Genomic DNA, 18599 nt, shown 5'->3' on the forward strand with positions numbered 1-18599 from the left:
GTTCGCTCCTTTTAGGTAATCTTCGGTACTGTCACTGTGACGGTCGTGCCTTTTCTGTAGGTGCTGTCGATATCCAGGGAAGCAACATTGCCGTAATACAACAACAAACGCTTGCGGACATTGTAAAGGCCATACCCGCCTTCACCGGAGTCATCGACAGTGGCTTGGGCGAGCCGTGCCTGAATTTCGAGGAGCCGCTCCTCCTGCATGCCGATGCCGTTGTCCGTCACGAAGAACTGGATCGTGTCAGCCGTATAGGTCGCCGCGACTGTCACTTTCCCGGCCCGCCGGACATGCTTGGTTCCGTGGTAGACCGCATTTTCCACCAAAGGCTGCAGGATCATCTTCAGCACTTCCGTCTGCATGATTTCTTCCGGGATGTCGATGGCGAACGTCAGCATGGCCCCGTAGCGGATCTGCAGGATCGTGAGATAATCTTCGACGTGGCGGATTTCTTTCTCGATCGTGATCCAGTCTTGGCCTTTGCTCAAGGAAATACGCAGGAAATCGGAGAGGGCGTAGGTCATCGTCTTCACCTGCTCGCTGTTGCCTTGCTCGGCCAAGGAGAGGATGGCATCCAAGGTGTTGTAGATGAAGTGAGGCGTAATCTGCGCCTGCAGGACCCGCAGCTCGCTCTGGGCGAGGTCGAATTGCTTCACGGCGTTTTCCTCTATCAACACATGCAGATTCTGCGCCATGTCATTCATGCTTTCCGTTACGACGCGCAGCTCGGCGACTTCCGGCTCTTTTGCCCGGTAATCGAGATGGCCTTGTGACAGTTCCTCGGAAAGGACGATCAGGTCGTTCAACGGCTCCTGGACCTGCTGCGTTAAAAAGCGGTTATTTTTTTTTGCAGAGTAGATGATTGTGAGGACGATGATGAGCTCAAAGAGCATCAGGTAATAGAGCGATACAAGCATATCATCGCTGGTTTTACCCGCAAGTTCGATTTCGACGCGCACAAAGTCCTGCAGGATAGCGTAAAGCAGGACCGTGACGGCGTCGACCTGGACCATGATGGCTTCGTTCTCATCGAAGGGCCGCTCGTTTGCGATATTGCTTTCCATTTTGGAAATGTAGTGGTCGAGCGTGTCCAGTGTCCGCAAAGCGACATCCAGGTTGGCTGCTTCCTTTGCGGTAGTGGTGTTGGCCTGGATCTCTTCGATGGCGAGCCGCACCTTTTCCAGTTCGTTGCCGGACTCGTAATCGCTGACTTGGATGAGGCCGAAAACCAGGTCCCACAGTTCCTCCAAGACATTTTCCTGAACGATGGTCGAAACGCTATTCGCTTCCTCGACGTTCGCCAATGCGCTTCGGTAGATCAGGATATTGCGCGTGTAAAAGATGCTGATCACCAGCAAGGGGATCAGTGTGATGCTGAACAGCAGGCGATTGGTCTGCTGGAAAATTTCTTTGATGCTGGCTATTTTTTCCATCTCGTGACCTCCCTAGTAGTCCCTTGGCGGAATGCTGTCGAGATTGCCTTTATCGGAGAAGACCGTTTCGGGCATGTAAATTTCATCAGGGATCGTATTGCCGTTCAAATAACGCTTGATGGTGTTTCGGACGTACCAGCCCGCATTCGGATTGCATTCGACGACGCAATTGACCTTGCCGGCACGAAGGTTTTCGATCATTTCCGCTTGGCCATCAATCGTGACGATGAGGATGTCCTGACCGGGGACGATGCCGTTTTCTTCCATGACCTCCAGCATGCCCAGCGTCATCTCATCGTTATGGCTGTAGAGGACATCGATATCTTCCCAGCCGTTCTCTTCTATGTATTTCCGGAAGACATCCTTCGCCTTGGATCGAATAAAATCCCCTTCCAAGGAGGCTTCGACGATGATCCTTGAATCGCGGCTGATCACTTCCATAAAGCCTTCACTGCGGAAATTGGTCGGGGAAGTATTCGCAAGCCCTTTCATTTCCAAAATCTTTACGGAAGACTGGGAGCTGTTTTGGAAATGATTGGTGATATAGAGTCCCGCCCGGTTTCCTTCAGACTTAAAACTGGAACCGATATGCGTCAGATACAGATTCTCTTCTGCTGTGCGGATATCGCGGTCGACAACGATAACAGGTATGCCTGCAGCTTTTGCTTCCAAGAGAACAGCATCCCAACCGTCTTCCACGATCGGTGTGAAGACAATCATATCGACTTTATAAGCAATAAAGGTGCGCATATCCTGGATTTGGCGGCCTTGGTTCATGAAACCGTTCCGGTACAGGACTTCGTATCCTTCTTTATCCAATTCTTCTCTGATTGATTCTGTGTGACGCTTGCGCCAATTGCTCTCCGTTCCCGACTGCGAGAACCCGATGACGATGTTCCCCGGCTCTTCTTCCGCATCAGGGCTGTTCGCGCAGCCGCCGACAACAAAGAGCAAGAGGAGCAGATGCAGGAGGTACTTCATGGTTGGAAAACTTCCTTCCTATTATTTGACTATAAATAAAACGCTACCATCGAATAGTTTAGCACAGTTTATGAGGCCTTCGAAAAAAAACAAAGAAAATCGGAAAAAATCCATATGGAAACGGATACAATTGAGTAAGAATATCAAGAAACGGAAAAAGATAGTGAATGTAAGCGGTATCCGATAGGGGTACAATGTGTATATCAAATAAAACAGCAGTGGAGGAATTCGGGATGAAATTCAATTGGAAGAAAAGTTTTCTTACAGCAGCAACGTTATTATCCGCAGTAGTGCTAGGTGCATGCGGGGATGGCGAAGCATCAACAGGGGATGCCGGCTATGTGGGAATCGCGATGCCGACTAAGTCAGCCGAGAGATGGATTGCGGACGGCAACAATATGGTCACTGAGTTGGAGAAACTGGGCTACAAGACGGACCTTCAATACGGCGAGGACAAAGTCGAGAACCAGGTGGCGCAGATCGAGAATATGATCACAAAAGGTGTGGATGTTTTGGTGATCGCTTCCATTGACGGATCCGCCTTGACGGACGTGCTTGGAAAAGCAGCGGATGAAGGCATCGAAGTCATCGCGTACGACCGCTTGTTGATGAATTCCGAACACGTGGATTATTATGCAACTTTCGATAATTTCGGGGTGGGAGTACTGCAAGCTTCATACATCGAAGATGCATTGAATTTGGCCGAAGGTGAAGGCCCATACAACATCGAATTATTCGGCGGATCTCCTGATGACAACAACGCCTTGATCAATTACAACGGTGTGATGTCCGTATTCCAACAATACATTGAGAGCGGCCAATTGGTCATCCCTTCAGAACAAACAAAGTTCAACCAGATCGCAACCTTGCGTTGGGACGGATCGACTGCCCAAGCACGGATGGACAACCTGTTGAGCGCAAATTACACGGATAAAACCTTGGATGCAGTATTGTCTCCTTATGATCCAATCAGCTTGGGAATCATTTCTTCTCTGAAAGGCGTGGGTTACGGTTCAGCTGAAAAACCATTACCGGTCATCACAGGCCAAGATGGAACGCAAGCAGGCGTAAAATCGATCATTGCTGGCGAACAGACACAAACGATCTTCAAGGATACGCGTATTTTGGCTCAAAACACAATCGAGATGATCGAAGCGATCTTCAACGAGGAAGAAGTGCCTGTAAACGATACAGAAACATATGACAATGGCGTGAAAGTCGTACCGACTTACTTGGCTAATCCTGTTTCAGTGGACAAAGAAAACTACCAGGCAGAGCTGATCGATACAGACTACTATTCTGAAGAAGATTTAGGCTTATAAAAATGTGAATAACGGAGACTTCCTTTGTGACGCCAAGGAAGTCTCTTTCATAGAGGAGGGGTATCATGGCGGATTATATATTGGAGATGCGAAATATCGTCAAAGAATTTTCTGGCATCCGGGCATTGAGTGATGTGAATCTGAAAATCGAGCGTGGCGAAATTCATGCCCTATGCGGCGAAAATGGTGCGGGTAAATCCACACTTATGAATGTATTGAGTGGGCTGTATCCTTATGGGAGCTATGAGGGGGACATCGTCTATAACGGCGAGACATGCAAATTCAAGAATCTGAAGGACAGTGAAAATGAAGGTATCGTCATCATCCATCAGGAGTTGGCGCTCAGCCCGTATCTGTCCGTAAGTGAAAATATTTTCCTGGGCAATGAACAGGCAAAGCACGGCATTATTGACTGGGACCTGACGGAAAAGAAAACGACTAATCTGCTGAAGACAGTCGGATTGAGAGTGAATCCCAATACGCTCGTTTCCCAGATCGGGGTCGGGCAACAGCAATTGGTCGAAATCGCGAAAGCTTTCTCGAAATCGGTACGCTTGCTGATTTTGGATGAGCCGACAGCCGCGCTGAATGAGGAAGAGAGCGCCAATCTTTTGGAGCTGATCAAGGAATTCAGAAGGCAAGGGATCACTTCCATCATCATTTCCCATAAGTTGAATGAAATCGTCAATGTGGCCGACCGAATCACCATTCTGCGCGACGGCAAAACGATCGAGACGCTGGAAAAAGAAGCCATCAATGAGGAACGCATCATCCGCGGCATGGTCGGAAGGGACTTGACGAACCGTTATCCCGAACGCCATCCGAACCTCGGCGACGTCTACTTTGAAGTGAAGGATTGGACGGTCCATCATCCGATTGATGCACACCGCATCATGAACGACAAAATCAATTTTAAGATCCGCAAAGGCGAAATCGTCGGGATTGCCGGATTGATGGGAGCAGGCCGGACCGAATTCGCGATGAGTGTTTTCGGTCGTTCCTACGGCAGCAACATTTCCGGGAAAGTATTTAAGGAAGGGCAGGAGATTTCGGTCAAGGATGTGCCTGTAGCCATCGAAAACGGGCTTGCTTATGTATCCGAGGACAGGAAAGCGCTGGGTTTGAATCTCTTGATGGATATCCGTGAGAATACGACAATCGCAAGCTTAGGGAAAATCAGCAAGCAGGGCGTCTTGGACAAAGAAAAAGAAGTCCAGATAGCCGAAGAATACCGCAAAAAAATGCGGACAAAGACGAACTCGATTTACCAAAAAGTCAGCAGTCTCAGCGGCGGGAACCAGCAAAAGGTAGTCCTTGCCAAATGGCTGATGACGGAACCTGATGTGCTGTTCCTGGATGAACCGACACGCGGAATCGACGTCGGCGCCAAATACGAAATCTACACGATCATCGAGGAGATGGCGGCTGCAGGCAAATGTGTCTGCATCATCTCTTCCGAATTGCCTGAGATATTGGGGATGTGCGATCGCATTTACACAATGAATGACGGCAAATTCACAGGTGAGGTTTTACGCAAAGACGCGAACCAAGAATCGCTGATGAATCTAATGACTAGGGAAGAAGAGGGTGTGTTATAGATGGAAACGACGAACGGCGTAAAAAAGGAAAAGCAAACACTGGATCTAAAAACAAAGGCGCTTGATATTTTCAGCAAATACAGTATGGTAATTATTCTGATTGGGTTATTGATCGCATTTCAACTGATGACGGACGGCATCTTCTGGCGGCCGCTGAACATCACCAACATCGTGCTGCAGAACAGCCACATTCTGGTTCTGGCTGCTGGTATGCTATTAGTGGTCCTGTTGGGCCATGTCGATCTTTCGGTCGGTTCGGTGATGGCTTTCGTGGGTGCCATCTCCGGTATTTTGATGGTGAACTGGAACGTCAGCCCTTGGTTAGCGGTGCCGATCTGCATCGCGATCGGAGCGATCATCGGCGCTTGGCAAGGTTACTGGGTAGCCTACTTCGGCATCCCGGCCTTCATCGTCACTTTGGCGGGGCTGTTGATGTTCCGCGGGCTGACACAGGTTGTGTTGGGCGGGCAATCGTTGGCGCCTTTCCCGGAAATATTCCAAAAGATTTCTACAGGCTACCTGCCTGATCTGACGGATGGCAGTGTGCATCTGCTGACGATGATCCTGGGCGTCCTTATTGCCGCAGCACTTGTTTTCGGACAATGGCGCACACGCGAAAAACGCAAGAACAATCTGTTCGAAGTTGAATCAATGAATATGTTCATGTTGAAAGCGGTCATGACAGCAGTGGTGATGATTGGGGTTACTTACATCTTTGCCTCTTACCAAGGCTATCCTGTCATTTTGGTAATCTTGGGAGTCATCGTGGCAGCCTATGCTTTCTTGACGAACAAGACCGTTGCGGGACGCCAAATCTACGCAACCGGCGGAAACCGTAAAGCGGCGGAATTGTCCGGTATCAAAACGAAAAAAATCACTTTCTGGGTATTCGTGAACATGGGCGCGATGGCTGCGTTGGCTGGTTTGATCTTAGCAGCGCGTCTGAATGCGGCCACACCGCAAGCAGGTACTTCCATGGAGTTGGATGCGATGGCAGCCGTATACTTCGGCGGAGCCTCAACTTCAGGCGGGATCGGCACCATCGTGGGCACGATCGTCGGCGGTTTGGTTATGGGTGTCTTGAATAACGGGATGTCCATTCTCGGTGTCGGTGTCGACTGGCAGCAAGCGATTAAAGGTTTGATTCTGTTGCTGGCCGTGGTATTGGATATCTACAACAAGAAAAAGAAAGCAGCATAAGGGGTTGAAGCAGATGACCGAACAAAAGACAGCCTTATTGATTTGTACGGCAGGCATCACGACCGGCTTGCTGGTGAAGAATGTGCAGAACGCGGCGGATGAAAGGGGACTGGACATCCATGTCTACTCCGCGCCGGCGATCATCGCGGAGCAGGCGATCCAAAGCCAAGCAATCGATGCCCTGATGATCGGCCCGCAATCAAAATACGAAATCGCGCGGTTGAAGGATTTCCTGACTTACAAGGCAGTGCCCTACAAGCTGATCTCGAGGGAAAATTATGAGATCCTGGACGGAGAAGCGGTGCTGGAGGAAATCATCGCGTTGATCGGGGAATAAACACAAATAAGTATGGGAGCCGCCTCAAGTTGAGTCGGCTCTTTTTATTGGGAACTTTTATAAGCCGAATAAAATATTTGGTAATGTTTTTTCGGCTCTCAGCTCCGGTGAACGGAGGCTTCGCCGAAGGTAAGCTTGCATTTTGTATATGTTCTCCGATGAGGCGGGCTTCACCGGAGATAGGAGCGATAGTTACCGTTGTCCTCCGGCGAGCGGGGCCTCGCCGGAGCTGGGGATAGATTTTGAGTTTTCCTTCAATCGCGAGGATATCTGAGCATATTTTCCTGACAGTTTCTTCTTGACTTAAACTAACCTCAAGGGTTTATGATGGAATCATCAACTAAGATTCAGAATGGAGGAAAAAGAAATGAACAGACCTTACAGAGTGATTTGCCACATGGCGATGTCGATAGACGGGCGCGCGGCGGGGCACTATTTAAGTGCGGTCGAATTCGGGCCGTACGGAAAGGCCTATGAGGATACGCTACAAGCTTACGGTTCGGACAATTGGATCTGCGGGCGGATCACGTTCGAGCAGCACATCACCCTCGGGAACAAAGTGGACCTGTCCATTTATTCGGATGAAGCCATCCCAAGGGAAGATTACATTCATCCGGCTGCCTTCAGCACTTACGCGATTGCGGTCGATCCGGAAGGGAAACTCGGCTGGCAAACGAATGTGATCGGTGACGAGTATCCGGAAAGAAGAGGCGACCATATCGTTACGATTTTGAGCGAGGCGGTCTCTGATCGGTATCTGGCCCATCTCAGGAAAGTGGGCGTTTCCTACATCTTTACAGGGAAGAGCAAACCATTGTCGATGACAGTCGCCTTGGACAAACTGCACAGCCATTTTGGCATCGAAACTTTCATGCTGGTCGGCGGAGGATTTGTGAACGGATCGTTCGCGAGCGAAGGATTGGTCGATGAAATCAGCCTCATCATCGCTCCACTTATCGAAGGCGTTTCCGATTCCGTTTCTTTATTCGAGTTCGGGAACAGTGTTGATCAGCGTATCCGGAAGTTCAGGCTGGATAAATTCGAGCGGATCGGTCCGGATGGCATCCGGCTGAATTATCTTTCGGAGTGAAACGAGGGTCATGCAGAACGAAAGAACCACCGGATCCAAGGCGTTTTGCCTTTGGATTCGGTGGTTCTTTGACTAAACTTTGTTCGGAGCGCGTGGTCTGCTTATTCAGCCGCATCCCGGACGGCGAAGTAGTTCCCGTCCCTGTCAGGGAAGTTGAAAGTCCTGGCGCCGCCCATTTCGATGATCTCACCGACCGTCTCGTTGTTCTCCTTGAAGCGCGCATAAAGCTCATCGAAATCGGAGATGTCGAACAATAAGGAAGGTTTGTTGGAGGCCACTTCCGGTGAATTCTTTCTGATGAAATCGATATTGAAAAGCTGCAGATTGCACGTAGAGCTCACCGCCAGCACGATGCTGATGGAATCCCCAAAGTCATAACGCTCAACCTCCTTGAAATTGAGATAGTGTTTCCAAAAATCGGCATTCGCTTCTACATCCTCTACGTAAAGCATGATATTCGCTGTGGTCATATCATTTCCTCCGTTTCTTATCAATCATAATATCATTATACGCTCGGAGTAATTCGGAGGCCAATGTGAAGAACGGTTGCAGCAAGCGTCTTTGGATGAAAGGCTTTGGATTCGTATTTCCCGCTTTGACTTGTTAGAATAGAAGCATAACGAGATCAATTTGAGAGAGGGTGAAGGCGATTGAATAGCAATAACGAAGCATTTATGGGTTATTTCAATGATATCGAGAGTTTCTTCAACAAGACGTACAAGCCCAATCGCGGGAAATCCTACTATAGCTTTTATGAGTTGGTGGAGAACGCCGCGCGCTACGACAGTTTTGTGAAAAGGAAGCGGGATGACTTCCAGATACTAGGGGATCTGCGCAATTTCTTGAGCCACGGAAACCAAAGCGATCTGGTGCTCGTCAATGAGGAGTCACTGACTATGATCAAAGCAATCCATGAACAACTGTTGAAACCAAAGACGGCTTTCGACATCAAATCGGATGATGTGAAATTCTTCAAGGAAACTACCCCGCTATCCGCTGTCCTCGAAACGATCAGGAACACTGATTTGACGCAATTCCCGATTAAAGACGGAAAAGGAAAAGTGATGGGCTTGTTGACAGAAAATGGCATCACGCACTGGCTGTCCCAACATGCGCATGAGGCAACCGTGTCGATCGGCGGAACGCTGGCACGCGATATCCTTGTACTGGACGATAACAAGGATAATTTTGCCTTCGTCAAAAAAGATGCGAGCATTTATGAGGCGGAAGCGCTATTCGACAACCAAAAAATCGATGCATTACTGGTGACGCACAGCGGCAAAAATACGGAAAATCTGCTTGGCATCATTACACGATTTGACCTGGTGGAAGTGTAGATAGATTTTAGTTCAGAAAATACGACAAAGACAGGCTACCCATTTTTGTGGGAATGCCTGTCTTTTTTGGAACAGAGCGCCGAAATGTATACGCAGCTCCTGTGAGTGACCCCTTCGTCGGAGGCAACCTGTAACAATCAGCCTCACCTCCGATTGAGCTTGGTTCATCGGAGAACGCAACTCGGAATGATAACCGTCCTCCAGCGAAGATCACGATCGCCGGAGGAAGAAGATGATAAAAGGCCGCCTCGAGAGGCAGACTGTGAGTTTTCTTATTTTTCCGTGTGGATCGAAATCCGTTTGAAAAGAGCGGAACTTTGCGTGTTCGCACCGGTAAGCGTCGTTTTTACACCCCGTTTGTTATTGCGGGTAATGAGCTTGTCGATCGCTTCGACAGCAGTGGAATCCCATAGAGTCATGGCGCTGATGTCGATGACGATTTCTTCCTCCTGTTCGATCTCTTCAGCGAAAAAGTCCAGGAATTTTTCGGCGGAAGCGAAGTAAAGGTGGCCGTCCACTTTGTAGTGGTGATCATCATCAGCAGTCCCTGTTGCAACATGGAGATGGGACATTTTGAAAGCTGCGAAGACGGCGCTGACCAAAGTACCGGCTACCACACCGTAAGCCAAGTTATGCGTTCCGATAACGATGGCGACGGTCAGGATCATTGCGAAGCTTTCGTTTTTAGGGTTCGTACGCAAACGTTTGATCGAGTCCCAGTTGATGGTTTCGATGGAGACAACAACCATAACCGCCGCCAAAGCGACAACCGGAATTTGCACGACAGAACCGTTCAGAAGAACAACGGACAACAACATGAAGAATCCGGACAGGAAAGTCGCAAGACGGCCAAGGCCGCCGTAATTCAAGTTGATGATCGTCTGACCGATCATGCCACAGCCGGCGATACCGCCGAAGAATCCGGAAACGACATTCCCAAGACCTTGGCTCAACGTTTCCTGATTTTTGTCGCTCTTCTCTTCAGTGATTTCATCGACCAACTGTGCAGTCAACAAGGACTCAACCAATCCGACGATGGCAACCGAAAGTGCAGTTGGGAAAATGACCCGCAAAGTTTCCAATGTCATCGGAACAGCCGGGATGCCGAAGCGCGGCAAATCCGTAGAGATGGAGCCCATATCGCCCAACGTTTTCACATCCAAGCCAAAGCCCAGCACAATCGCGGTGATGACGAAAATCGCAACGATAGGCGCAGGGATTTTCTTCGTGACTCTAGGGAAAAGGAAGATAATCGCAATCCCCAAAAGGCCCAGAAGCGGCAAAAGCAGGCTGCCTTGGAAATGGTCCAATTGCGAAGTGAACATCATGATTCCCAAGCCATTCACGAAACCGATCATGACAGGTTTCGGAATGTAGCGCATCAAGGTACCGATTTTGAGGAATCCCAAGACGACCTGCAGGACACCTGCCAGAATCGTCGCGGCAAAAAGATACTGAATCCCATATTCAGAAACCAAGTGGGCCAGCACCAAGGCCACAGACCCAGCGGCTGCTGAAATCATGCCCTTGCTGGAACCGAAAAATGCTGCAATGGCCGTGATGAAGAAAGTGGCGTAGACTCCCACGACTGGGGGTACTCCTGCGACGATCATGAAGCCGATGACTTCAGGGAACAGGGCCAAACAGACAACGATACCTGCCAGGATATCCCCTTTGATATTACCGAACCATTCTTTTTTGTATTGTTGCACAGATACCTTCCTTCTTGAAAAAATGTTATTTATTTGATTTTCAAAATCATTAGACATACTTACAAAAAACATATTAACATATAACTGAATACAGGGGAATAAATATTTATTTATAAGTGTATATTTTGAATGATAAGTTTGAAACAGAGTGAAAATGCTTTAAATTTCAAACCTAGATGTGTTAGTATGTAAAAAGAAAAGTTGAATCCAGTAACAAAGGAGCGGATCAGGATGGAAGTAGGCAGTCGCATTCAGGAATTGCGCAAACTGAATAAAATAACGGCGAAAGAATTGGCTGAGCAGATCGACGTCTCGCCTTCCTTCATTTCGGCCATCGAACACAATTCGACTAAATTGTCTCTGAAGACGCTCAACCATATCTGTGAGGTTCTCGGTGTGACTTTGGCGGAATTCTTCAATTCGGAAATGAGCCCGGTGGAAAAGAAACTTACCGCTCAAATCAAAAAACTGCCGGAAGAGAAAAAGTATGAATTATTGACTTTCTTGACGGGCTTGATTTCATAGCGACATAAGAAAAGGATGATGGATCCCGCTTCATATCGAAGCGATGATCCATCATCCTTTTTTGTTTATTCCATTTCGAGCAGCTGCTCGATTGCGGCCAATACGCCTTCTTCATTGTTCGAAAGGGCACAGTATTTGGCAGCTTTTTTGACGTCCTCTGCTGCGTTCGCCATCGCGAAACTGTAGGCCACATGCTCCAACATTTCGATGTCATTCCCGCTGTCGCCGAATGCGGCGGTCTCCCCATCGGAGATGCCCCACAGCTTCTGCAGCAGTTGGATGCCGGAAGCCTTATGCATGCCGGGAATGATGAGGTCGATCGAGCCATGGCCGGTCGGTACCGGGGAGACGACATCGCCTACTTCGCGCGTGAAGTGCTCCAAGAGAGCAGGGACTTCATCTTCAGCGAAGCCTGATGCAAATTTGAAGATGATGTCATCTATTTCGGAGAAAGAATCCACACGTTTCAAGCGATGATAGAAGCGTTTCGTATTTTGGAAAAAGTAATCGGAAACGGAATTGTCGACGTAGGCACTGTTTTTGCCGCAAACGACCAATTTTGAATAGGCACCCAGTTCCTTGAAGATCCGGAGCACCTTGTCAATCGTCTCCTGTGTCATCTCACCGACGGACAGCTCTTTGTTGCAATCCACGACGAAAGCGCCATTTTCCGCCACAAAAGCAATATTATCCTGTATTTCAGGGAAAAAAGAACGCAGTTGGTAGTATTGGTTTCCGCTGGCCACGACAAAACGGATATCCTTTTCGAGCATGCGTTTGTATAGGGAGTCGAAGCGCTCCTTGTTGAATTTCTTGTGGCTGTCCAGGAAAGTCCCGTCCATATCGACGGCGATCAGTCTGATGGGCATGGCGAATCTTCCTTTCGTAGGATGCAAAAGTCTTCCAGCTGGAGCCGCCAGTTTTGAGCATCCGCTTATGTTTACAACATCTTAACACGTTTCCTTACTATTCCCAAGAGGAAAAGAATGCCTTCAGCGGTTTTTCCGAGAAGGAAACAGTTGACAAAAAGAACGTGTGTTCGTATTATGATGTTAAAGGATGTGACTGATATGGAAAATGGGATTTGCCTGAAAGGTTCAGTGGAAAAAATAAAAATCCTCAAACTGGAGGAAACGCCGCTGATCCGTTTCACACTGACAGTGGACAAGCAAGAGAAGCAGAATTGCCTGATCCGCGCGCATTCGTTGGATTTTTTGTATCAGGTCACCGAAGGAAACGCAATCGTGATCTATGGCAGGAAGAACAAGCGCAATCAAGTCGTGGTGCAGAAATATCATGTAAATCAAAAATGATGGCTGATGGATAGGGTGAGGAAAATGAGGTTGATGCAAAAAGGAATCTGGAGAAAAAAGTTGGATGTCGCTGATCTGTTGGAACGAAAAGGCTGCTATGAGTTCACACTGTTGGAGGATAAGCTTTCCGTCAGGGAGGAGCTGTTTGAAATTTGGTGGTATGCCTATGGTGGAAACAATCATATTTTGGCAAAAAGCAAACGTTATCCAACCCGTCTCTATTTCATTTTGCTGGAGCCAGGCGATCTGTTCGCGGTGAATGATTTCCGCATTTATCTGGAAACAGGGGAATTGAAGCATCCTGTCGCCACCTATTACAAGAGAAACGGCCGGTAATCAGAACCAGCCGTTTTTCTTGAACCAACGATACATAGAGATGCCAATCAGGAGCATCAGGCCGATAGCCAGAAAATAGCCGTATCTCCAAGTCAACTCCGGCATGTGTTCGAAATTCATCCCATAGATTCCGGCGATCAAGGTCAGCGGCGAGAAGATCGAGGTGATGATGGTGAGGATCTTCATTACATTGTTGGTCTGATGGGAATTGAGCGACAGATAGCTATCGCGCATATCCGTCGTCACCTCGCGATTCGAGGTAATCATCTCGGATACCTTCAGCAGGTCATCGTGGATATCCGAAAAATAACTCCGTCTTTTGCGGACGCCCTCGAGATGCTGAGAATTCAGCATCCGATAAAGCAGATCCCGCATCGGATTGACGGTCTGCATCAGACTCAACAACAGGTGGCGGATATCGATCAGCTGCGGCATCTGATCGGGTGAGCGCCTGTTTTGGGTGCTGTCCTCGATGCGGATCAGTTCGTCTTCAACGTCATGCAGCAAAGGGAAATAATTGTCCACGATTTTGTCGAGCACTTGATAGAACACGTAGTGGGGATCCCACTTTTCAGGATTCTGCTGCGAAATCAGACGCTCGCGGATGTACTGCACCTCTTTTGAAGAGGCATAGTGGAAAGTCACGATGAAATTTTCCGCGACAAAAAAGTCCAGTTCTTCCTTGACGATTTTTTTCTGTTCCGTATGGACATGATGGGTGACGTAGAAGGTATAGCCTTCGTAATAATCCAGCTTCGGACGCTGCAACAGCTGGAGGCAGTCTTCAATCGCCAACGGATGGAAGTGGAAAGTATCCTTGAGATGCTGCACTTCCTCGGTTGTTGGATTTTCGAAGTCGATCCAGGTCCATTTGTAGGCGGAGAGATCTGCCGTATTCAGATCGAGGTCTGTTTTGATTTGATTTTCAGTCGTGATGCCGGTGGCCGTTATCATGTTTTTGCACCTTCTCTATTATGATTTCAAGCTTCATTATACGGGAATCGCACAAGCGGCGCCATCCGGAAGATTTTCTGCGCTTCAGCATACGGACTGTTGTGGACCGGAAAGTATGCGATAATGGAGGGAGAAATTTATCGGAACGGAGGACACTGGATGATCAAGTTGATTTTGACGGATATGGATGGTACTTTTTTGAACAGCCAAGGGGATTTCAACAGGGAACTTTTCAAGCAGGTCAAGCAGATGATGGCGGAAAAAGGAGTCGTTTTCGCGCCTTGTACGGGCAAGCAGAGTGAGCGTGTCGAAGAAATATTCGGCGAGGATGCTGCTGATTTTTGGATTCTCGGGGACAGTGCTTCCCGGATCAAACGCAACGGCACAGTCGTCTACGAATCGTTGTTGGAGAATACGACAGGCCTGGCCATCCTGCGCGAATTGGAGGAGATGCAGCTTGGGCATACGCTGATCGCCTGCACGAAGGAAGCCGCCATGATCAAAAATGATCTGTCGCCTGAAGAATCCGCGGCTGTCAGGAGATCCTACAAGAAAGTGATCACGGTGGCGGATTTCGGAGCCATCGAGGATGATTTCATAAAAATCACGGTCCGTGATATTCAAGAACGGTGCATCGGGACTGCTGAAAAATTGGCTGCTTTTCGTGACCGCGCGCATATCGTCGCTTCGGAGAAAGCTTGGCTGGACATCACCGACTTGAACGTGCATAAAGGGAGTACGGTAGCCCATCTGCAGGAGCTGCTGCAGGTCACCCCGGAAGAAACGATGGTGTTCGGTGACGGGATGAATGATGTCGAAATGATGAAGAGCGGCAGGTACAGCTTCGCTGTGCGGAACGCTTATCCAATCATCAAGGATACTGCGGCATTCACCACGGGAAGGTCGAATGATGAGGACGCGGTGTCGCATACAATCCTGCAGTTGCTTGCGTTGCAAGGCTGAAAGCTTGTCGAGGCGGGCCCCGCCCATTTGCCTGGAAATTCCATTTGACTTGGAGCCCACTCCAAGGTGTAGGATATAACTGAGGGTAACAGTCAGGACAGGTTTTGATGCCGAAAGGATGGACGAGATGATAAACATAAAGAAAGCCAGCGAGGAAACGGGTGTATCGGCCGATACGATCCGCTACTATGAGAGGATCGGTCTGATTCCGCCGATAAAAAGAAACGAAAACGGGGTCCGTGAATTCGATGAAGAAGATCTGAAGTGGATCGCCTTCAGTCGCCAGATGCGCAATGCGGGCTTATCGATCGAATCCTTGATCGAATATCTCGCACTCTTCCGCAGCGGAGAAGAGACTGTTCCGGCAAGGATGGATCTGTTGGTCGAACAACAGCATGAACTGCAGGAACGGATCGATGTGATGCAGCAGGCGATGGAACGGCTGACGTTCAAAATCGAAAATTATACGAGCCACATGGTTCCGAGCGAAAACAAGCTGAGAGAATTCAAGTAGATGTAACGACAAAAAAATCCCATCAGGCCTTGTTTGGCAGGCTGATGGGATTTTTTCATAATATATAATATTTTGAATCCGAAAGTGCGTCACCGTAGTTGTTTAATAGATTCGCAAAATGTTTCATGCAATCAAGTTAGATGGCTAGCTTCACGGGTAAGCCCTTCGGAAATTAGATAAATCGAGCCTATTGCGCTCTATGATGCTCAGTCGGCTCGATTTCCTAAATTTCTTTCAGGGCTGAATGAACCCGTTCCGCATTTCTGATTTTTTTAATTGGTCCGGATCCACTGGGTTGACATGTCGACGCCCGCATCCAGCATGAGGTTGTAAACGGGGCATCTTCTTTCGACTTCAGCCGCCAGTTTCTCGATGGCTTCGTCGGTCTCATCGGTCTCGATATGGTTGATGAGCGTGACTTCCTGGAAGTAGGTCCGGATATCATCTTCCCCGGCAAAACCGCGCGGATCAAAGGTGCCTTCGACGGTAAACGTCAGACCTCTGTAAGAGAGCCCTTGTTGTTCGGCTACATAATAGGCAATGATCGAGGTGCAGCCTGCCAGCGAACTTAAAAGATATTCCAACGGATTCGGCCCTTTGTTGTCGCCGCCCATCCGTTCCGATTCGTCTACGAAAAATTCAGGCAGGTTACGGACCTTCACCGTAGTGGTGATGCCTTGGTGTGATTGGCCAGTGATCCTCAATTTCGATAATTTTGTTTCTGTCATCTGGAATACCCCGTTTCTGTTTTTGTTCAGTCAGCGCTTACAAGTTTATTTTATCATAGCAACTTGGGTTAGTCTTAACAGAAGCACTCCCTCCAAACAAGGAAGGGGGCTTGGGAAAATACCAGAAATATAGGTTTCATCTATTTCACGGCGGATGTGCAAAACTGTCATGGAGTGGTATACTATCCTTGAAGGAAAAAGTGCGGGCAAGTGTTGAAGTACAGGCCTGTGTTCACGTTTTTTAAGCAAATGATCATTTTGGTTGATTCACGAAGAAAAGGGGTTTTCTCAATGGAAAAGAAGGATTTGGATCTGATATTGGCTAATTTCGGGCCGGAAAAGGAATTCATCGGCGATGGCTATTTCCGTATCCGCGACAAGGGCAACGAGCATTACGAAATCGCCTATCTTGTCTCAGCATGCTGCGGAACAACGAACTACTACCCACAAATCGCTGTCCATGTCGAAGGCGACAAAGTGGTTCCCGATTCCGTTCTGGATCTGGTATCCAATCCAGCAAAAATGCTCAGTTATTCACCTGAGACGAGTGCTGTGATGGAGCAGGAATTGGATAAACTCTGCCAAAAGTTTTTGGATATCAAGAACTTGAAAGCAACAAACGCCGGAACACCAGACTGATCTCTGGTGTTTTTTTTCATGTCAGGAATCAAAAAGGAGCAAGTGAGTGCGGCATTCCGCATTCCCTTGCTCCTTTTTGATTTTTTTGTTTGGGTCAATAAGGCTTTGCCGCTTCGAACGAACCTTTGATGACGCGATTGCAGTCTCCGCATTTCAGCCAGTGGCCAAGATCGTTGCTTTCCTGATAAACGCTCGATGGCTTCTTGCATTGGCAGTAAAGGATTTCGGTTTCTTGAGGGGGATCTTCGGGAATGATATCAAGATAGGGTTCTTCGGTCAACCAAGTGGCATCGATAGAATGATTGTCATCTTTTGATAATTTATCCATGATAACCCCTCCTATGGGTAAGTATCCGCTCTTGAGCGCAAAGTGTGGAAAATCTTCTTTGCTCACTTTGATGATACAACTTCTGTTGCTGAAGGCCAAATGATATGGTTCCGAACAGAATAAGAGGCGTCTTTTCGCTGATGCAGACGGCAATGATCAAATGCTGTCGCTGTAGGCTTTCATAAGTTCCTTTGCCATATCGATCATAGCCAGGTCGACTGAGGAAAGGGTTTTTTCTTTGCTGTAGGCGATGAAATAACGGGTGCGGACAATGCTGGTTTCGATATAGAAAATATTGTAGCTGTCCATCAATTCGCTGTTGTTGAGCGCACTCTTCGGCAAAAAGGTCAGTCCCATGCCCTTCCTTGCAAGAGCCGCTGCGGTTGAAATGTTCTGCGTTTCCATGACGATATCAGCCTTGATGTCCAGATGCTTCAGGAATTCGTTGGCCTGTTTACGGATCCCGGATTGGGAAGTAGTCAGCACATACTTTTCGTTCTTCAGCAAGTTCAAAGGATAAGGGAATTTTTCGATTTCCTTCAAGCCGGGCTGATACAGCGGGCTTGTGTCCGGAACGATGACGCACCATTTGTCTTCCGCGAGCATCGTGTAGGAAAGCTGTTCATTATGGATCGGCATCATGCCCAGGTACAGATCGACTTTGTTTTCCAGCAGATCCATTTCCGTCGTTTTGGCGTCCTGTTCCATGATTTTCAGGACGATGCCTGGATATTTTTCATGGAACTTCGGCAGAATCAAAGGAAGCAGAAAAGAACCCATGATCGGATGGACGCCGATACGGATCCGGCCGTACTTCAGATTGGTGATCATGGTCAATTCGTTGACCATATCCTCGTACTGGTTCTGCATCTTTTTCATATGCGTCAGGAACCTTTCACCGGCATAGGTCAATTCCATCGGAGTCCGATTGCGCTCGACCAATTTGGTTTGCAGTTCCTCTTCCAATTTTGTGATGGTTTTGCTGAGGTAAGGCTGGGAAATATATAGAGACTTTGCCGCCTGAGTGAAGGTCCCTTCACTGACGATGGCATCCAGATAGGCAATGATAGTGGTCTGTTGCATCATTTTTTGTCATCCTTTCGATCGCGATGTTCTACTGTTGGTTATACTGGAAAACGATTAATAATTGCAAGCGTTATTGTACCTCACTTTATGATTGTGAAAGATAAAATAATCACAATTATAATATATAGGTTATGAAAATGATATCTATTCAGAACAAAAAAGATATGAACAAAATGCATTATCTCAAAAAGGAGGTGTAT

Annotated in this window: 21 protein-coding genes; 12 read left to right on the forward strand and 9 right to left on the reverse strand. The window is 48.1% G+C overall.

Features of this window, described 5'->3' with window-relative positions; all coding sequences use genetic code 11:
- Nucleotides 1–11: 11 nt before the first annotated feature.
- Together ACKPBX_RS09135 and ACKPBX_RS09140 are read right to left on the reverse strand one after the other, a co-directional pair.
- Complete coding sequence (locus tag ACKPBX_RS09135; RefSeq protein ID WP_319995217.1) at nt 12–1436, reverse strand: sensor histidine kinase; 1425 nt, start codon at nt 1434–1436, stop codon at nt 12–14.
- A 12-nt stretch (nt 1437–1448) separates the two neighbouring features.
- Complete coding sequence (locus ACKPBX_RS09140; protein WP_319995218.1) at nt 1449–2417, reverse strand: ABC transporter substrate-binding protein; 969 nt, start codon at nt 2415–2417, stop codon at nt 1449–1451.
- Nucleotides 2418–2650: 233 nt separating this feature from the next.
- On the opposite strand from ACKPBX_RS09140, the gene chvE reads away from it, so the two are divergent.
- From chvE to ACKPBX_RS09165, 5 genes are all read left to right on the forward strand, one after another.
- On the forward strand, nt 2651–3739 hold the full coding sequence (gene chvE / locus ACKPBX_RS09145) for a multiple monosaccharide ABC transporter substrate-binding protein (protein ID WP_068561532.1): 1089 nt from the start codon (nt 2651–2653) through the stop codon (nt 3737–3739).
- Nucleotides 3740–3804: 65 nt separating this feature from the next.
- Nucleotides 3805–5337 (forward strand): multiple monosaccharide ABC transporter ATP-binding protein, encoded by a 1533-nt coding sequence (mmsA, locus tag ACKPBX_RS09150; protein ID WP_319995219.1) that lies wholly within the window; start codon nt 3805–3807, stop codon nt 5335–5337.
- Nucleotides 5338–6537, forward strand: a complete 1200-nt coding sequence (mmsB, locus tag ACKPBX_RS09155) for a multiple monosaccharide ABC transporter permease (protein ID WP_319995220.1) — start codon at nt 5338–5340, stop codon at nt 6535–6537.
- 13 nt (nt 6538–6550) lie between these two features.
- A complete protein-coding gene (locus ACKPBX_RS09160; protein WP_319995221.1) occupies nt 6551–6874 on the forward strand; it encodes a PTS sugar transporter subunit IIB in 324 nt (107 codons plus the stop codon).
- Between the two features lie 367 nt (nt 6875–7241).
- Complete coding sequence (locus ACKPBX_RS09165; protein ID WP_319995222.1) at nt 7242–7964, forward strand: RibD family protein; 723 nt, start codon at nt 7242–7244, stop codon at nt 7962–7964.
- 101 nt (nt 7965–8065) lie between these two features.
- On the opposite strand, the gene ACKPBX_RS09170 is transcribed toward ACKPBX_RS09165, so the two are convergent.
- Nucleotides 8066–8434, reverse strand: coding sequence for a VOC family protein (locus tag ACKPBX_RS09170; RefSeq protein ID WP_319995223.1), 369 nt, complete (start codon nt 8432–8434; stop codon nt 8066–8068).
- Nucleotides 8435–8614: 180 nt separating this feature from the next.
- On the opposite strand from ACKPBX_RS09170, the gene ACKPBX_RS09175 reads away from it, so the two are divergent.
- The gene (locus tag ACKPBX_RS09175) at nt 8615–9301 is read left to right on the forward strand and encodes a CBS domain-containing protein (RefSeq protein ID WP_072763807.1); all 687 of its coding nucleotides are present in this window, start codon (nt 8615–8617) and stop codon (nt 9299–9301) included.
- A 272-nt stretch (nt 9302–9573) separates the two neighbouring features.
- On the opposite strand, the gene ACKPBX_RS09180 is transcribed toward ACKPBX_RS09175, so the two are convergent.
- Entirely contained in the window at nt 9574–11013 is a 1440-nt protein-coding gene (locus ACKPBX_RS09180; RefSeq protein WP_319995224.1) for a SulP family inorganic anion transporter, read from the reverse strand.
- A 231-nt stretch (nt 11014–11244) separates the two neighbouring features.
- Here ACKPBX_RS09180 and ACKPBX_RS09185 point away from each other — a divergent pair, with 231 nt between their 5' ends.
- Nucleotides 11245–11538, forward strand: a complete 294-nt coding sequence (locus tag ACKPBX_RS09185) for a type II toxin-antitoxin system RelB family anti-toxin (protein ID WP_319995225.1) — start codon at nt 11245–11247, stop codon at nt 11536–11538.
- Nucleotides 11539–11603: 65 nt separating this feature from the next.
- Here ACKPBX_RS09185 and ACKPBX_RS09190 read toward each other — a convergent pair whose 3' ends face one another.
- Nucleotides 11604–12407 carry a Cof-type HAD-IIB family hydrolase gene (locus ACKPBX_RS09190; RefSeq protein WP_319995226.1) on the reverse strand — a complete coding sequence of 268 codons (804 nt, stop codon included), beginning with the start codon at nt 12405–12407 and terminating at the stop codon, nt 11604–11606.
- Between the two features lie 201 nt (nt 12408–12608).
- On the opposite strand from ACKPBX_RS09190, the gene ACKPBX_RS09195 reads away from it, so the two are divergent.
- Nucleotides 12609–12851 (forward strand): hypothetical protein, encoded by a 243-nt coding sequence (locus tag ACKPBX_RS09195; protein ID WP_086943326.1) that lies wholly within the window; start codon nt 12609–12611, stop codon nt 12849–12851.
- Between the two features lie 33 nt (nt 12852–12884).
- On the forward strand, nt 12885–13187 hold the full coding sequence (locus tag ACKPBX_RS09200) for a hypothetical protein (RefSeq protein ID WP_068561521.1): 303 nt from the start codon (nt 12885–12887) through the stop codon (nt 13185–13187).
- On the opposite strand, the gene corA is transcribed toward ACKPBX_RS09200, so the two are convergent.
- Complete coding sequence (gene corA / locus ACKPBX_RS09205; RefSeq protein WP_086943327.1) at nt 13188–14141, reverse strand: magnesium/cobalt transporter CorA; 954 nt, start codon at nt 14139–14141, stop codon at nt 13188–13190.
- A gap of 159 nt (nt 14142–14300) precedes the next feature.
- Here corA and ACKPBX_RS09210 point away from each other — a divergent pair, with 159 nt between their 5' ends.
- Nucleotides 14301–15104: an HAD-IIB family hydrolase gene (locus ACKPBX_RS09210; protein ID WP_119092668.1), complete on the forward strand. Its 804-nt coding sequence runs from the start codon at nt 14301–14303 to the stop codon at nt 15102–15104.
- Nucleotides 15105–15234: 130 nt separating this feature from the next.
- The gene (locus ACKPBX_RS09215) at nt 15235–15618 is read left to right on the forward strand and encodes a MerR family transcriptional regulator (RefSeq protein ID WP_177187609.1); all 384 of its coding nucleotides are present in this window, start codon (nt 15235–15237) and stop codon (nt 15616–15618) included.
- A 272-nt stretch (nt 15619–15890) separates the two neighbouring features.
- Here ACKPBX_RS09215 and ACKPBX_RS09220 read toward each other — a convergent pair whose 3' ends face one another.
- Entirely contained in the window at nt 15891–16346 is a 456-nt protein-coding gene (locus ACKPBX_RS09220; RefSeq protein ID WP_086943330.1) for an OsmC family protein, read from the reverse strand.
- A 291-nt stretch (nt 16347–16637) separates the two neighbouring features.
- Here ACKPBX_RS09220 and ACKPBX_RS09225 point away from each other — a divergent pair, with 291 nt between their 5' ends.
- On the forward strand, nt 16638–16985 hold the full coding sequence (locus ACKPBX_RS09225) for a hypothetical protein (RefSeq protein ID WP_119092667.1): 348 nt from the start codon (nt 16638–16640) through the stop codon (nt 16983–16985).
- 94 nt (nt 16986–17079) lie between these two features.
- Here the strand turns inward: ACKPBX_RS09225 and ACKPBX_RS09230 are convergent, their stop codons facing one another.
- Both ACKPBX_RS09230 and ACKPBX_RS09235 read right to left on the reverse strand, forming a co-directional pair.
- Nucleotides 17080–17313 carry a hypothetical protein gene (locus ACKPBX_RS09230; RefSeq protein ID WP_086943332.1) on the reverse strand — a complete coding sequence of 78 codons (234 nt, stop codon included), beginning with the start codon at nt 17311–17313 and terminating at the stop codon, nt 17080–17082.
- A gap of 156 nt (nt 17314–17469) precedes the next feature.
- On the reverse strand, nt 17470–18399 hold the full coding sequence (locus tag ACKPBX_RS09235) for a LysR substrate-binding domain-containing protein (RefSeq protein ID WP_086943333.1): 930 nt from the start codon (nt 18397–18399) through the stop codon (nt 17470–17472).
- Nucleotides 18400–18599: the final 200 nt, after the last annotated feature.

The organism is Trichococcus shcherbakoviae (assembly GCF_963666195.1).
Classification (GTDB): domain Bacteria; phylum Bacillota; class Bacilli; order Lactobacillales; family Aerococcaceae; genus Trichococcus; species Trichococcus shcherbakoviae.

Coding starts and splice junctions, on each gene's coding strand:
- ACKPBX_RS09230 (WP_086943332.1), bottom strand. CDS start 17,313: ATGGATAAATTATCAAAAGATGACAATCATTCTATCGATGCCACTTGG.
- ACKPBX_RS09185 (WP_319995225.1), top strand. CDS start 11,245: ATGGAAGTAGGCAGTCGCATTCAGGAATTGCGCAAACTGAATAAAATA.
- ACKPBX_RS09170 (WP_319995223.1), bottom strand. CDS start 8,434: ATGACCACAGCGAATATCATGCTTTACGTAGAGGATGTAGAAGCGAAT.
- ACKPBX_RS09165 (WP_319995222.1), top strand. CDS start 7,242: ATGAACAGACCTTACAGAGTGATTTGCCACATGGCGATGTCGATAGAC.
- ACKPBX_RS09140 (WP_319995218.1), bottom strand. CDS start 2,417: ATGAAGTACCTCCTGCATCTGCTCCTCTTGCTCTTTGTTGTCGGCGGC.
- corA (WP_086943327.1), bottom strand. CDS start 14,141: ATGATAACGGCCACCGGCATCACGACTGAAAATCAAATCAAAACAGAC.
- ACKPBX_RS09190 (WP_319995226.1), bottom strand. CDS start 12,407: ATGCCCATCAGACTGATCGCCGTCGATATGGACGGGACTTTCCTGGAC.
- ACKPBX_RS09135 (WP_319995217.1), bottom strand. CDS start 1,436: ATGGAAAAAATAGCCAGCATCAAAGAAATTTTCCAGCAGACCAATCGC.
- ACKPBX_RS09200 (WP_068561521.1), top strand. CDS start 12,885: ATGCAAAAAGGAATCTGGAGAAAAAAGTTGGATGTCGCTGATCTGTTG.
- mmsB (WP_319995220.1), top strand. CDS start 5,338: ATGGAAACGACGAACGGCGTAAAAAAGGAAAAGCAAACACTGGATCTA.
- ACKPBX_RS09235 (WP_086943333.1), bottom strand. CDS start 18,399: ATGATGCAACAGACCACTATCATTGCCTATCTGGATGCCATCGTCAGT.
- ACKPBX_RS09210 (WP_119092668.1), top strand. CDS start 14,301: ATGATCAAGTTGATTTTGACGGATATGGATGGTACTTTTTTGAACAGC.
- mmsA (WP_319995219.1), top strand. CDS start 3,805: ATGGCGGATTATATATTGGAGATGCGAAATATCGTCAAAGAATTTTCT.
- ACKPBX_RS09195 (WP_086943326.1), top strand. CDS start 12,609: ATGGAAAATGGGATTTGCCTGAAAGGTTCAGTGGAAAAAATAAAAATC.
- chvE (WP_068561532.1), top strand. CDS start 2,651: ATGAAATTCAATTGGAAGAAAAGTTTTCTTACAGCAGCAACGTTATTA.
- ACKPBX_RS09225 (WP_119092667.1), top strand. CDS start 16,638: ATGGAAAAGAAGGATTTGGATCTGATATTGGCTAATTTCGGGCCGGAA.
- ACKPBX_RS09160 (WP_319995221.1), top strand. CDS start 6,551: ATGACCGAACAAAAGACAGCCTTATTGATTTGTACGGCAGGCATCACG.
- ACKPBX_RS09220 (WP_086943330.1), bottom strand. CDS start 16,346: ATGACAGAAACAAAATTATCGAAATTGAGGATCACTGGCCAATCACAC.